The following is a 13,823-nucleotide window of genomic DNA, read 5'->3' as shown; positions in this document are numbered from 1 at the left end:
CTACCGAGTGGATCGACTTGGATTTTGTGGAGCGAGAGCGGACACCCCGCGAGATCATTGAAAAGGGTATTCGGTACCATCTTGCGGGACTGTCACTTTCGAATACAGTTACGCTTCTTGAGGATTTGGGTGTCGAACGGAGTCGCGTCGCTGTGCACAACTGGGTGCAGAAAGCCGATCTACAGCCATCTGCTGGTGAACGTCCGGTTCGGGTTGCGGTCGATCAGAAGTCGATCCGAATCAACGACGAGCAGTATTGGCTGTACGCCGCTGTCGATCCAGAGACGAACAAGTTCCTGCATATACGGCTGTTCCCGACGTATACAATCTCGATTGCTCGTGAATTTCTGACCGAGTTAGCCGAGAAACACGACGTCAAAGACGCCGTGTTTCTCGTCGATAACGCTGACGATCTGATCGGTGGACTCCGCCGAGAAAGACTCAGTTACCGCGTCCAGCAACACGGCTTCAGAAACGCAGTCGAACGTGTTTTCAGAGAAGTAGAACGCAGAACATCTTCATTTTCAAACTGTTTCAGCCACGTCGATCCAGCAACTGCTGAAACGTGGTTACAAGCCCACGCCGTCTGGTGGAACCATGCCTAAGTTAACACGACCGCACGACCGGACTTTATGCCGATCCCGCCCGAACCCCCGATCATGTTCCAGAACCGTCACGACGCGGGCCGACAGCTCGCAGATCTGGTCGCCGAGCGCGTCCCGGACGCGGACCTCGTGCTCGGCATCCCGCGGGGTGGGCTGCCGGTAGCCCGTCCGGTCGCCGAACGGCTGAACGTACCGCTGGACATCGTCGCCGCGAAGAAGATGGGGATGCCCGGCAACCCCGAGCTCGCCATCGGCGCCGCCGCGAGCGACGGGAGCGCCTGGGTCGACGACGACGTTGTCGAGCGGTACGACATCGAATCGGAGTACCTTGAAACGGAGCGGAAGCGCGCAGCCGAAACCGCCCGCGAGAAGACCGAGACCTACCGCGACGGCCGGTCCGCCCCCGAGATGGCGGGCGAGACCGTCGTGATCGTCGACGACGGCGTCGCGACCGGCGCCACCGCGCGGGCCTGTCTCCGCCAAGTCACCGACGCGGACGCCGAGCGAGTCGTCCTCGCGGTCCCGGTCGGTCCGCCCGAGTCGCTGGCCGATCTGGCGAGCGAGGCCGACGAGGTGGTGGCCGTCGAGGAGCCGGAACGGTTCGGCGCGGTCGGCGCCCACTACCGGGAGTTCGGGCAGGTGTCCGACGAGGAGGCGGCCGACTACCTCGACTGGGAGCCAGCGGAGTAGCTAGCCGAGGTGGTCGACGAACCAGTCGGCCGCGTGGTCGGCGACCTCCTCCAGTTGCCCCGGGCCCTCGAACAGGTGGCCCGCGCCCTCGACGATTTCGAGGCGCTTCTCACAGGTCAACTCGGCCAGCGTCTCCTCGTTGAGTTCCAGCACGTCCGTGTCCTCGCTGCCGACGATGAACAGACACGGGGCGTCGATATCCATCGCCGCATCGCCGGCCATATCGACCCGGCCGCCGCGGGAGATGACGGCGTCGACGTTGGTCTCGTCCTCGCTCGCCGCCCGGAATGCTGCGGCGGCGCCGGTGCTTGCACCGAAATAGCCCACTGGGAGGTCGTCCGTCTCGGGGTGGTCAGCGACCCACTCGGTCGCCCCGGCGAGGCGCTCGGTGAGCAGCGGGATGTCGAACCGCGTCTGCCGGACCACGTCCTCCTCCTCGGTCAGCAGGTCGAACAGCAGCGTGGCCAGTCCGTCCTCGCGCAGGCGGTCGGCGACCGCGTTGTTCCGTGGGCTGTGCCGGCTGCTGCCGCTCCCGTGGGCGAACAGGACGATTCCCTCGGGCTCCTCGGGGACGATCAGTTCGCCCTCCAGGGCCACCTCGTCCAGCGGTATCTCGACGACCTGTTGGAAACGCGTCATACCGGTAGATCGGTCGGCAGCGTCGAAAAACCGACGGCCGCTGCGCGGCGTTCGCAGGGGTCAGAGCCCGTGCGGGTACAGTTCGGGGATGCGCTCGCGGTCGGGGTGGAGTTCCACCGGATGGAGCGCGCCGGTCTCGTCGACGTGGATGAACGCGTCGTACCGGTCGGGCAGTACCGTCGGCACGTAGTTACCCGCCTCGTGGTTCGGGTGGTAGACGACACCGATGGCGCGGTGGCCCCGCGGCTCCGCTAGCGGGCCGTCGTCCGGCAGGTCGTCGCTGAACAGCAGCACGTTTTCCGGGTCGCCGTGGTGGAACACGTGTTCATAGCTCCCGTCCCTGCCCGGCGGCACGTCCTTGGTCCGCATCTCCGAGCCCCAGGAGTTCGCCGCGATTACCTCGCCGCGGTGGGTGCCGAAGCCGACGACGTACGTGTCGCCGATCGTCTCCTGCTCCCGGACCAGTTGGCCGATGTTGATCCGGTCCTGCTGGGGCATATCCGTCGCCCGGGCGTCGCCGACGTGGGTGTTGTGGGCCCAGACGATGCCTTTCGCGTCGTCACCGTGGTGGTCGAACAGGCGATTCAGCGTCTCGGTCATGTGCCGATCCCGGACGTTCCAGGAGTTCTCCTCGGCGGTGACGGTCGCACGGTAGTACGCCTCCGCGTTGTGAGTCACCAGCGCGTTCTGCTCGGCGTCGAAGCGGTCGTCGGGCGTCGCCTCGCCGTACGTCGCCGCGCGCTCGCGCACGTCGAGCAGCAGGTCGATCACCTCCTCCTGACAGGACTCGGGCACCGTCCGCAGCGCGCGGGCGTACCGCTGGGCGTCGCGGCCGTACGGCTCGAAACACCGGGCGGCCTCCCGGGCCTCTTCGGCGGCCTCGGGGTCGACCTCCTCGAGGTAGTCGACGACGGCCTCCAGCGACTCGTAGAGGCCGTAGACGTCCAGTCCGTAGAACCCCGCCTGCTCGTCGACAGGGCGGCCGTCGTTGAGCGTGTGCAGCCACCGGAAGAACCCCTCCATCTCCCAGTTTCCCCACATCCACGTCGGCCAGCGGTCGAACGCCGACAGCGTCTCGCGGGCGTCGGGTGCGGCGTCGGGGTAGTCCTTCACGAACCGGTTGGCCTCGTAGCAGCTCGTCCAGTCGCCCTCGACGGCGACGAAGTCGAAGCCGTAGTCCCGGAGTAGTCGGGCCGTGAGCTGTGCGCGCCAGCGGTAGAACTCTGAGGTGCCGTGGGATGACTCCCCCAGCAGCACGCAGTCGGCGTCCGCGAGGCGGTCGACGAGCACGTCGAGGTCGCGGGGGCCGTCGACCGCGTGGGCGTGTCGGTTCACCGCGGCGACGGCGCGGTCCGCCTCTGTCGGCCCGCGGAACGAGCCGCGTTGGTCCATGTCGGTCATCGTTGCTACCCCTTGGGTTCGAGAACCGAGGCGTATTGATCCGGGAGTTGGGCCTCGGCACGCTCGTGTTCGGGCGCGGTCGTCACCTCCCCTTCGGCCTTCCAGATGTTCGCCGCGTAGTGTTCGGGCAGGTTCTTCGCGATCTCGCGGCGGTCGCCGGGGGAGACCGGCGCCCCTAGCGCCTCCAGCGTCGCGCTGATCGTTCGGTCCGCCGCCTTCGTCGACTCGCAGGCCAGGCCGAGACGTTCGGAGTCTGACATCCCGCTAGTGTTTTGACTCGCATCGTCCTTAATTGCTTCAGCCGACCCTTTCGGAACGGGGACGTTCGGCCGGCGATGCCGACGGTTCCGCGACCCAAGCGATGAACTCCCCCACGCCCAAAGACCGGGTATGGGTGAACTTCTCGTACTCAACAAGGACGAAGACACCGTCGACTACCTCGACGCCGACACCGGCGAGACGCTCGCCACCGTCGAGACCGACTTCAACCCCCACGAAGTCGCCATCTCGCCCGACTGCGAGACGGCCTACGTCACCTGCTCGCTGGGGAACTCGCTGCTCTTTCTCGACAACGAGGCCCGCGAGGTCCGGGACCGCTTCGAGCACGAGCTGTTCGAGTTCCCCCACGGGCTCGCAGTCCGCGAGTCCGCGGGCGAACTCTGGCTGGCGTCGACGTACAGCAGCCAGCTGTTCGTGTTCGACATCGAGACGGAGGAACTCCTGACGACGTTCCCGACCCACCAGGAGTACTCCCACATGGTCACGTTCGGGCCCGACGAGGCGACGGCCTACGTCGCCAACATCGGGAGCGACTCGGTGACCGTCGTCGACGCCGACGAGCGTCGCGTCGTCGCCGACCCGCCCGTCGGCGAGGGGCCGGAGGGGTTCGCGGTCGACCCGGACACGGGCGAACTGTTGGTGGCGAACCAGGACGACGACGAACTCTCCGTCCTCGACGGCGAGACCTACGAGGAGACGAGCACCGCGATGCTCGGGACGACGCCGGTCAGGCTGGTGTTCGACCCGGAGGGGCGCTACGCGCTGACGGCCAACCGCGAGGGCGACGACGTCTCCGTCGTCGACACGGAGTTCGTCCGCGACGGCGAGCGCCGACCCTGGGAGGTCAAGCGCATCCCGGTCGGGGTCTGGCCCGGCGGCACCGTCTTCGAGCCCTCGGGCGATCGGGCGTTCGTCGCGAACAACAAGACCAACGACGTCTCGGTCATCGACACGGAAGCGTTCGAGGAGGTCGAACGCTTCGACGCGGGGATCCACCCTGACGGCATCGCCTACCTGGCTGACTGACGGCGAACCCCCGGTCGCTCGGGTGCTTCGCCATGCTTTTGAGAACGCGGCACCGACGTACTGGACATGAGCGCAGACGAGGACAAGTATCCCGCCGAATCCGGGCGACGGCGGTTTGTCAAGGGCGTCGTGGGCGGCGCTGGGCTGGCCGCCGTCGGGACGACCGGCGCGGTCGGTATCAACTCCGCGACCCAGTCGCCGGGGTCGGGCGGTGGCTCGACGACGGCGATGGCCATCGAGAACACCGCGGGCCCCGCACCGCGTGGGATGCCCCAGATCCCGGTCGAGATCGACGACGAGGGCTACCTCAAGGGCGTCTGGCCCGAGGTCAAGGAGGTCGACCAGGGCGGCCGGACGATCGAGGTTGCCCAGACCGACATGGGCGGCCAGACCTACTCCTCCGAGTGGTTCCAGTACTGCGGCGTCGAGTCCTACCAGGGGATCGTCCCGAGCTACGAGTCGGATAACTACTTCCGCTCGGACTCGGGCCCCGCCTACGACTGGCAGAGCGAGGAGCTCGAAGGCGGTGACCGGCTCAACGTCGACATGTTCGAGAACTACGAGGAGTGGGGCAACGGGGTCGGGCAGGCCGGCCTCGGCAAGCCCGCGACCGGTCGCTGGCGCTCCGAGGACACCGAGAACACCATCCCGATCCAGGTGATCCGGAGTCCGATCATCGAGGACATCGCCAACGGCAACACCGACGCCGAGCAGTCGATCGTCGACTGGCTCAGCGCCAGCACGCAGAAGGGGTTCATCGCGTGGCTGAACAAGTGTACTCACTTCTGTTGTGTGCCCGGCTACAAGCAGACCCAGTCCTCCGCCTCCTTCGGCGGCGAGGACGGCGTCTACTGCGCCTGCCACCAGTCGGTGTACGACCCGTTCAGCATCGTCCAGACGCTGTTCGTCGCCCGACCGCGCCCCGACTGATTCCCGTGGTCGACGACACCCGCGAGGACGGCGACGACGAGCACGCTACTGACGCCGACCACGATGCCGGTAGCCGTGGAGACGAGGAGTTCGCCCGCCGCGTGGAGGAGGCCCGCGACCTGATCGGCGAGGACGCCACCGCCCTCTACGTCGGCGTCGTCCGCGAGGGCCGGGAGGTCGACTCCACCTTCGCCCAGCAGGCCGACGATCACCAGCAGGAGGGGATGCAGGCGCTCTCCCTGCTCGCCTCGCACATCCGCCTCGTCTCCGACGAGGCCGGCGTCGACTACACCACCGTCGCCGCCGACGCGGTGACGCTGGCCGAACAGCTGGACGAGTCCGAGTAGCCCGGTCGTCGACGCCACGCGACACGGACTGCCGGGCTGCAAACGCTCGGTCTCCGACCGCGTCGTTTGACAGGACTTTTTGTTCACACGGTACGGACAGTGTCCACGGACGACCCGCCGGCGTCGGGGGCGACTCCCAGATCATGAGCGAGTTCGACATCATCCCACCCGAGGCGATCGAGTCAGGCGACGCGACGGACGCCTACTTCGACCGAACGGCCGAGACTCTGCAGCACGCGGGGCGGAACCCCCATGTCGTCGCCGAGGTCACGGCCGACCAGTTCCCGACGGGCGAGTTCGAACTCCTCGCCGGAGTGCGAGACGCCGGCCACCTGCTCGAGGGACTGCCCATCGACGCCGACGCGCTCCCCGAGGGCACCCTCTTCGACGGCGGCCCGGTGCTCCGAATCGAGGGAAGCTACCTCGACTTCGCGCGGTACGAGACGGCGCTGCTGGGCTTTCTCTCCCACGCCTCCGCGGTCGCGACCCACGCGCTCCGGACGCGGCGGGCGGCGCCGGACTCGACGGTTCTGAGCTTCGGCACCCGACACGTCCACCCCTCGATCGGCGCGATGGTCGAGCGGTCGGCGCTGGTCGGCGGCCTCGACGGCATCTCCAACGTCGCCGCGGGCGAAGTGCTCGATCGCGAGGCCGGCGGCACGATGCCCCACGCGCTGCTCATCTGTTTCGGCCGGGGCAACCAGGCGGACGCCTGGCGCGCGTTCGACGCCGCCGCCGCCCCGGACGTGCCCCGGGTCGCGCTCTGTGACACCTACTCCGACGAGGTCGACGAGGTGCTCCGCGCCGTCGAGGCGCTGGGCGACGATCTCGACAGCGTCCGCCTCGACACGACGGGCTCCCGCCGCGGGGACTTCCGGCACATCGTCCGGGAGGTGCAGTGGGAGCTCGACGCCCGCGGGCACGCCGACGTGGACGTGTTCGTCAGCGGCGGCATCGACCCGGCGTCGATGCGCGAGCTGCGGGACGTGGCCGACGGCTTCGGCGTCGGCGGCTACGTCAGCAACGCCGACCCCGTCGACTTCGCGCTGGACATCGTCGAGGTCGACGGCGAACCCGCGGCGAAACGCGGCAAGCTCTCGGGGGCGAAGGCGGTCTACCGCACGCCCGACGGCGGCCACCATATCGGTCTGCGCGGTCGCAAGGGTCCCGACGACGCCGAGTCGCTCATGGAGCCGCTGCTGCGGGACGGCGAGCTGGTCCGGGAGTTCGACATCGACGCCGCGGCAGAGCAGGCACAGGCCGACGCCGAGCAAGCTAGCTTCCCGCGCGAGGACTAGGGCGGGACCGACGCGACGAAGAACGTGCCGTAGACCGACACCCCGAGCAGCAGGACACCCACGAGGAGGAGGACGACCCCGCCGAACCGGAACGTCCACCGCCGGTGCTCGCGGGTGTCCTCGTAGTAGTCGGGGTGTTCGGAGGGCGGTGCCCAGCTGAGCCGTTCCGCGACCCGTTTCTGGAGGGCGAGTGCGGTCTCGGTCCGGAACACGAAGGTGGCGCCGACGCCGAGCGTGGCGAGCGCGAGGAGCCAGAGTGCGACCTGTGTCGGTGCCACCATCTCGGTCCCTCCGTCGGCGAGAACCGTGTTGAAACCCCCGGCTTAGCGACCGACTCGTCGCCGGAGCGCTACCCGCCGCTGACCGGCGGGAACAGCGCCAGTTCGTCGCCGGCGGCGACGGTCGCGTCCGCGTCGACGTTCTCGCCGTTCTTGAGGAGGTTCACGTCCCCGCGGAGCTCGCCGTCCTCGTTCAGCGCCCGGTCGCGGAGCGCCGGCTTCGCGGCCAGTAGCGCCTCGAGCGCGTCGCCGACGCTCGCGTCGTCGTCGACGTCGACCGCGACGGTGCGCTCGCCGGCCGCCTCGGCGAGATCAGCGAAGAGCTTCCACTGCATACCCGCGGGTCGGCGGCGGGCGGAAAAGAGGGTTGCGCTCACCCACTACGCGCCCGCTCCTCCAGCGACCGCAGCACGTCCGGCCGGCCGATGGCGTACACCGAGTCACCCGGCTCCAGCACGCGCTCCGAACCCGGCAGCGCGTCGATCGCCCCCCGCCCGCTCCGGACCGCGACGACCGTCGAATCGAGGTCGCCGACCGTCGTGCCGCCGAGCGGGCTCCCCTCGGGGATCGGCACCACGCCCAGCGTCTCGTCGACGCCCCGCAACAGCGACGCGAACTCCTGGTCGGCCCGCGTGCTCACGGGGAGCGTCACCAGCCGATAGCGCTCGTCGGGCGACAGCGCCGCGGCGTCGGTCTCGTCGACCACCAGCGTCACCGTCTCGCCCGCGGTCGCGCGCAGTTCCGCGGTGGTTACGCGACGCGGCGACGCCGACTCGGTCGTTGCCTGCGGGCTCGCGTCGTCGGCGTCCTCGGCCGTGGAGGACGCGGCGGCGGGCGTCGTCCACACCTGCACGATGTCGCCCGGGCCGGCGTCGGTCGCGGGGTCGGCCTCGACGGCGACGGCGCAGGTGCCCGGGCCGAGCGTGGGGCCGATCCCCGACAGCCGCGAGCCGAGCGCGAGGTAGGTCACCGTCCCGTCGGCCGCGAGTTCGGCGTCGACGTAGCCGACGCCGTAGTCCTCCTTCAACCGGGTCACCAGCCGCTCCCGGAGCGCGTCGGGGCTGGACCGCGGGAACAGCAGCGTCTTGCCGCCCAGTTCCGACTTCACCTCCGCGGGGACGGGGTCGTGGCTCTGCATGTCCTCGATCGCCTCGGCCGGGGGGAGCTCCACCGCCGAGAGGCGGGCCACGCCGCGGAGCGCGCGCCCCACGCTGGCGTTGACTTCGCGAGCGCCCGCGGCGGTGGCCAGATCCGTCCGGAGCGCGTCGCCGAGCCGGCGGCCGGGGGCGGTCGCGACGAACGCCACGAGCAGCGTGAGCAGGTCGACGCCGATCCCGGCCGCGTCGAAGGGGTCCGCCCCGGGCGTGCCGATCACCCGGCCCAGGAGCCCCACGGTGTTGAGGTAGAGCGCGACGGCGGCGACGCCGAACAGCGCCGCCAGCCCCCGCGGGATCGGCTCCCGGAAGTACCAGCGGTACCCGAGCGAGGCCGTCCCCGACACCAGGAAGGCGAGCACGGAGAGCCCGAACAGCTGGCCGACCGCCGGGAGGAGGTCGATCTCCCCGAGCAGCATCTGGAGGATCACGCCGCCACCTCCGCGAACGCGTCGAGGTCGGCGGCCGTGCCGACGACGAACAGTTCCTGCCCGGCCTCGGGGACGTACCCACCACCGGGGACGAGCGTCCAGCCGCCGTCGCCGCGGGCCGCGAGCACGACGACGCCGTACTGCGAGTGGACGCCGACCTCGCCCAGCCCGTGGCCGTCGAGCGCGCCGCCCTCGCGGACCGTCACCCGGCGGAGCCGCTTGCCCGAGCGCCGCAGCAGCGCCAGCAGTTCGAACTCCCGGCGCTCGCCCCGGGAGCGAACGGTGAGGCCGGTCACCTCGCGTTCGAGCAGCGCCCCCGCGGCCTCGCGGGCCACCGCGACGGTCACGCGGTCACGCCCCCCCGCGGCGGTCTTGGCTGCGGGCGTCGAGGGTGCCTCGACTTCGGCACCCCCGTCTGTCACGGCGGGTAGCTCGCCGCTCTCTTTCGCCGGACGGACGCTGACGACGGTCCCCTCGTACGTCGATTCGGCCGTACGGATCGCCACCTCGTCGCCGGCAGCGGTGCCGGTTGGGACCATCGTCGTCAGCGACACCGCACGCTTGCCGGCAGGGACGCGCTTGGAGAGGCCGGCGGTCGGTGGCGCCGCGGCGACGCTCGCGTGTCCGCGCTCGTCGATCCGGACTGACACGTCCGCGAGGTCGAAATCGCTCCGGAGGCGGTCCTCGGCGCGGTGTTCGAGTTCGGAGATGGGCAGGTCCGCCGGCAGCGCGATCGACGCCTCCCGGATCTCCCGTCGGAGTTCGGTGGGCAGCGGCGGGTACCCCTCCACGTCTCCCACCTCGCCGGTGATCTGCAGGTTCACCTCGCCGCGGCCGCCGACGAAATCGACTACGTCGGCCGAGAGCGTGCGGTCGGCGAGCTTCTTCAGCGTGAGCCGTTTGGGCGTCGCCGCCCCCATCTGGTCGCCCTTGGCGTGGGCGTACATCGACAGCATCAGCACGACGACGATCGCGACGAGGACGGCGACGCCGTTGGCGCCGCCGACGATCGCCCGGTCGTTGAGCGCGAGCAGACCGCCGTTGACGCCCGCGATGGCGAGTGCGAGCACGATCACCCCGAAGCCGGGGATGGAGACGTTGGTGAAGTACTTGAACGTGAAACCGAGCACCCACGCCACCAGCGCGGGCACGATCCCCGTCACCAGCCCGAGATACACCCCGAGCAGGATCTGGAGCGGGAACGAGGCCATACAGCGAGGGAGCGGCGGCGAGTGTATAGACGTACCGGCGGCGGCGACCGAATCGGCTGCCCATTTAAGCCCACGGCCCGTTTCCGCCCGTGTATGCAGTGGGACCGGGATTGGATTGGCGTCCGCGCCTCCATCTGGCTGACGTTCGCGGTGGCCGCGCTCTCGGTGGCGACGGGGATCATCAACATCTCGACGACCACCGTCGCCGGCCCGCTCGCCGAGTACGTCCCGCCGATGGTGCGCCAGACGGCGGGCTTCACGGGCGTGCTGACGGGCTTTCTCACGCTCGCCGGCGCGTTCATGCTCCGGAAGCGCTACCGCGCGGGCTGGTACCTCACCGTGGCGATGTTCCCGGTCACGGCCGTCCAGGGACTGTTGCAGGCCAGCAACTACTCCTACCCGCTGGTGGCGCTGTCGCTGCTCGCGCTGCCCGTCGTCGCGCTCAACTACCGGACGTTCGACCACGAACTCGACCTGACGACCACCCAACTCGCGGCGCTGGGGGCGCTCGTGGCCGCGCAGGTGTACGGCACCGCGGGCACCTACGCGCTCCGGGAGGGGTTCCAGGGCGTCAACAGCCTCATCGACGCGTTCTACTACACCCTGGTCACCGGCAGCACCGTGGGCTACGGCGACATCTACGCCCAGACGCAGCAGGCGCGGCTGTTCGCCATGTCGGCGATCCTGCTCTCGGTGGCCTCGTTCGCGATCGCGCTCGGGGTGGTGCTGACGCCGATGATCGAGGCCCGATTCTCCGCGGCACTCGGACGCATGACCGAACAACAACTCGACACGCTCGAGAACCACGTGCTGGTTCTCGGCTACGGCGACCTGACCGAACCGATCCTCGAAGAACTCGAATCCCAGACGAAGTTCGTCGTCGTCACCGAAGACGAGACGGTGACGCGGCGACTCACCAACCACGACGTCCACGTGTTGACGGCCAACCCCAGCGACGAGGAGCCGCTGAAGAGCGCCGGCATCGATCGGGCTCGGGCGGTCATCGCCGCCACCAACAACGACGCCAACGACGCGCTCTCGATCCTCACCGCGCGCGAGCTCAACCCCGACATCCACATCGCGGTCGGGGTGACCCAGCGCGAGAACGTGAGCAAGCTCAAACGCGCCGGCGCGGACACCGTGATCAGCCCCGCGGTCATCGGCGGCCACCTGCTCGTCGAGGCGGCGATGGGCCGGGGCGACAGCGAGCGCGAGGCCAGCGATCTGTTGGGCGAGTCGGAGTGAGCACTCACCGCCCCGCCTCGCCCCGATCCACGACGGCCACGTCGCAGTCCACGTCCCGGAGCTGGCGGAACGTCGGCGGCGAGATCAGCCGGGACGCGGTCGACCGCTCCCCTGAGGAGCCGAGCATCACGAGGTCGTAGGCCTTGGCGTTCTCCTGGATGTACGCCGTGATCTCGGCGCGGGCGACCCGGGTCTCCACCGGCGCGTCGAACGCCTCGACCACGTTGGCGAGCCGGTGTTCCGCCCCCCGACGGGCGTTCTCGGTGCCGATACACGTACAGACGCTGACCCGGCCGTCGTCGCCGGCGAGCCGGGTCGCGAAGTCGACCATCGCGTGGGCGGTGTCGCCGGGGCGGGCGACGGGCACCATCACGCGCCGCCAGTCGGCCGCCCCGGTCGAGCGGTGGGCGACGGCGTCGACGGGCCCCGAGAGCACCCGCCGGACGTACGGCGAGAGCGCGCCGTCCTCGGTCTCGTAGGGCGTCACCACGAGGTCGCAGTTGGCCCGGTCGGCGGTGTCGAGCGTCGTCGATGCGGGGTCGCCGCTGGCGACGATCACCTCGCAGGAGACGCCCGTCGCCTCCCGGAGTCGGGTGGCGGTTTCGTCCAGTCGCTCCACGGCCTTCCGGACGCGTTCGGCGCCGGCCTCGTCGACGGCCGCGGGGTCGCCCTCGCCGCGGTGGGCGGCCAGCACGTCCGGGTCCACCCCCTCCAGCACGTCGAGCAGGACCACCTTGCCGGCGTCGTGGGCGGCGGCGATCCGGGCGGCCATCGTCGCCGTCTCGACGCCGTCGTCCCCGCGCATCGGGACGAGCACGTGGTCGTCGCCGTGGGTCGTGCCGTAGAGGTACGTCGCCCGGCGCTCGTAGAACGTCTTGTCCCAGACGACGAAGGCGGCGGCGACGAGCGCCGTCGAGAGCAGGACGCTGAGGACGTAGGCCGACCGGGGCGAGAGCCGGATCACCAGCAGCGAAAGCGGGCGGAGCGTGATCACGCCGGTGCCCATCTCGACGACCAGCACCAGCAGCGCCGAGGAGAACGCCGACGGCTCCTCCAGGTCGAGGGCCCAGGTCACGATCGCCGTGAGCGCGATGGCGCCGGCCGCGGCCGCCGGCGGGACGGTGAACGCCGGCGCCGCCGGGAACAGTCGCTCGGCGGCGATAAACGCGATCCAGCCACAGAGCGCGCCGAGCGTGATGCCGCCGACGAAGCGCCGGGGCGAGGCGTAGCGGCTCTCGGGGCGGACGAACAGCGTGTACGCGCCCGACGCCAGCGGCGGGAAGAGGAGGTACGGCAGCGCCTCGACCGCGTTCGAGAGCAGCGTCACCAGCCCGATCAGCAGCGGGACGAACACCAGCACCGAGAGGTGGACGAGGTTGTCGGTGTTCTCGACCCACCGGAGGAACTCGCCCACTTCGCGGCGCTCGGCGGACCGGAGTCGGCGAAGCGCGGCGCGAACTCGTTCCCGGCGCCGACCCATCCTCAGAGCGCGGCGACGGCGTCGAGGGCGATGCCGATGGCGCGCTCGACGTTGTTCTTCGCCTTCTCGGGCAGCTCCTCGCCCTCGGTCTCACCCTTCTGGGTGCCCTTCACGAGGTTGCCGTCGACGGTGCAGATGGCGCCCGCCTGCATCCCGCGGCGGCGAGCCAGCGAGAACACGGCGGCGGCCTCCATCTCGATACAGAACAGGCCGGCGTCCTCCCAGTCGGCGACGAACTCGTCGCTCTCGTTGTAGAACGCGTCGTCGGAGACGATCGGCCCCACGTGCACGTCCTCGTCGTTGGCCTCGGAGGCGTCGACAAGCCGGGAGAGCACGTCGTAGTCCGGCACGGCGGGGTAGGTCGCGGACTCGTAGCGCTTGCTCGTCCCCTCCTCCTTGGCGGCGCCGGTGGCGACGACCATGTCGCCGATCTCGATGTCCTCCTGCAGCGCGCCCGTGGTGCCGACCCGCAGGACGGTCTCGACGCCGACGTTGTGGAGCTCCTCGATCGCGATCGCAGCGGAGGGACAGCCGATCCCGGTCGAGCAGATGGTCAGGTCGGTGCCCTCGTACTCGGCGTTGACGACCTTGTACTCGCGGTTCTCGGAAACCTCCTCGACGTTCTCACACTGTTTGGCGATGCGGTCGACGCGCCCGGGGTCGCCCGGGATGAGCGCGATCTCGTTCACGTCACCCTCGCCGACGAGCAGGTGGGGCTGTTTGGCCATACTCGCGGTTGCCGGCGGCGTCGTCAAAAACACCGCGGTCCGGCCGCTCCGCCCGGGCAAGCTTTCTTGCCCCCCGCCGCC

The 13,823-nt window shown here is 69.8% G+C and carries 16 protein-coding genes; 7 read left to right on the top strand and 9 right to left on the bottom strand.

Going from position 1 to position 13,823, the window contains the following annotated elements; genetic code table 11:
- Window positions 1-605 (top strand): IS6 family transposase (locus tag BMZ83_RS11835; protein WP_079990173.1); only part of this gene is annotated, 605 nt, incomplete at its 5' end.
- Window positions 606-659: 54 nt separating this feature from the next.
- On the top strand, window positions 660-1,295 hold the full coding sequence (locus tag BMZ83_RS11830; protein WP_074878907.1) for a phosphoribosyltransferase: 636 nt from the start codon (window positions 660-662) through the stop codon (window positions 1,293-1,295).
- On the opposite strand, the gene BMZ83_RS11825 is transcribed toward BMZ83_RS11830, so the two are convergent.
- From BMZ83_RS11825 to BMZ83_RS11815, 3 genes are read right to left on the bottom strand one after another with little or no spacing between them, the layout of a single operon-like run.
- Window positions 1,296-1,934 (bottom strand): dienelactone hydrolase family protein, encoded by a 639-nt coding sequence (locus BMZ83_RS11825; protein WP_074878905.1) that lies wholly within the window; start codon window positions 1,932-1,934, stop codon window positions 1,296-1,298.
- A gap of 60 nt (window positions 1,935-1,994) precedes the next feature.
- Window positions 1,995-3,335 (bottom strand): erythromycin esterase family protein, encoded by a 1,341-nt coding sequence (locus tag BMZ83_RS11820; RefSeq protein ID WP_079990172.1) that lies wholly within the window; start codon window positions 3,333-3,335, stop codon window positions 1,995-1,997.
- A gap of 5 nt (window positions 3,336-3,340) precedes the next feature.
- Window positions 3,341-3,595, bottom strand: a complete 255-nt coding sequence (locus BMZ83_RS11815; protein ID WP_074878903.1) for a hypothetical protein — start codon at window positions 3,593-3,595, stop codon at window positions 3,341-3,343.
- A gap of 130 nt (window positions 3,596-3,725) precedes the next feature.
- On the opposite strand from BMZ83_RS11815, the gene BMZ83_RS11810 reads away from it, so the two are divergent.
- From BMZ83_RS11810 to BMZ83_RS11795, 4 genes are all read left to right on the top strand, one after another.
- Window positions 3,726-4,640: a YncE family protein gene (locus BMZ83_RS11810; protein WP_074878901.1), complete on the top strand. Its 915-nt coding sequence runs from the start codon at window positions 3,726-3,728 to the stop codon at window positions 4,638-4,640.
- 66 nt (window positions 4,641-4,706) lie between these two features.
- A complete protein-coding gene (locus BMZ83_RS11805; protein WP_074878899.1) occupies window positions 4,707-5,570 on the top strand; it encodes a cytochrome B in 864 nt (287 codons plus the stop codon).
- Between the two features lie 5 nt (window positions 5,571-5,575).
- Window positions 5,576-5,917: a hypothetical protein gene (locus BMZ83_RS11800; RefSeq protein WP_074878897.1), complete on the top strand. Its 342-nt coding sequence runs from the start codon at window positions 5,576-5,578 to the stop codon at window positions 5,915-5,917.
- A 143-nt stretch (window positions 5,918-6,060) separates the two neighbouring features.
- The gene (locus BMZ83_RS11795) at window positions 6,061-7,215 is read left to right on the top strand and encodes a nicotinate phosphoribosyltransferase (protein ID WP_074878895.1); all 1,155 of its coding nucleotides are present in this window, start codon (window positions 6,061-6,063) and stop codon (window positions 7,213-7,215) included.
- Here BMZ83_RS11795 and BMZ83_RS11790 read toward each other — a convergent pair.
- From BMZ83_RS11790 to BMZ83_RS11775, 4 genes are all read right to left on the bottom strand, one after another.
- Window positions 7,212-7,496 (bottom strand): hypothetical protein, encoded by a 285-nt coding sequence (locus BMZ83_RS11790; RefSeq protein ID WP_074878893.1) that lies wholly within the window; start codon window positions 7,494-7,496, stop codon window positions 7,212-7,214. The two genes, BMZ83_RS11795 and BMZ83_RS11790, sit on opposite strands and share 4 nt — an antisense overlap.
- Window positions 7,497-7,564: 68 nt before the next feature.
- The gene (locus tag BMZ83_RS11785) at window positions 7,565-7,828 is read right to left on the bottom strand and encodes a ubiquitin-like small modifier protein 1 (protein WP_074878891.1); all 264 of its coding nucleotides are present in this window, start codon (window positions 7,826-7,828) and stop codon (window positions 7,565-7,567) included.
- 38 nt (window positions 7,829-7,866) lie between these two features.
- Window positions 7,867-9,078 (bottom strand): cation:proton antiporter regulatory subunit, encoded by a 1,212-nt coding sequence (locus BMZ83_RS11780; RefSeq protein WP_143076949.1) that lies wholly within the window; start codon window positions 9,076-9,078, stop codon window positions 7,867-7,869.
- Window positions 9,075-10,289, bottom strand: coding sequence for a potassium channel family protein (locus BMZ83_RS11775; RefSeq protein WP_074878887.1), 1,215 nt, complete (start codon window positions 10,287-10,289; stop codon window positions 9,075-9,077). Before BMZ83_RS11775 ends, BMZ83_RS11780 begins: the two co-directional genes overlap by 4 nt.
- A 93-nt stretch (window positions 10,290-10,382) precedes the next feature.
- Here BMZ83_RS11775 and BMZ83_RS11770 point away from each other — a divergent pair, with 93 nt between their 5' ends.
- Window positions 10,383-11,534: an NAD-binding protein gene (locus BMZ83_RS11770; protein WP_074878885.1), complete on the top strand. Its 1,152-nt coding sequence runs from the start codon at window positions 10,383-10,385 to the stop codon at window positions 11,532-11,534.
- 4 nt (window positions 11,535-11,538) lie between these two features.
- Here BMZ83_RS11770 and BMZ83_RS11765 read toward each other — a convergent pair whose 3' ends face one another.
- Both BMZ83_RS11765 and BMZ83_RS11760 read right to left on the bottom strand, forming a co-directional pair.
- Window positions 11,539-13,014, bottom strand: a complete 1,476-nt coding sequence (locus tag BMZ83_RS11765; protein WP_074878883.1) for a universal stress protein — start codon at window positions 13,012-13,014, stop codon at window positions 11,539-11,541.
- 2 nt (window positions 13,015-13,016) lie between these two features.
- Complete coding sequence (locus BMZ83_RS11760) at window positions 13,017-13,742, bottom strand: nucleoside phosphorylase (protein WP_074878881.1); 726 nt, start codon at window positions 13,740-13,742, stop codon at window positions 13,017-13,019.
- Window positions 13,743-13,823 lie beyond the last annotated feature (81 nt).

Origin of the sequence: Halolamina pelagica (genome assembly GCF_900115675.1) — an archaeon.
GTDB classification, from domain to species: domain Archaea; phylum Halobacteriota; class Halobacteria; order Halobacteriales; family Haloferacaceae; genus Halolamina; species Halolamina pelagica.
Note: the sequence above shows the minus strand (reverse complement) of the source record. Positions and strands in the feature narration are given on the sequence as shown.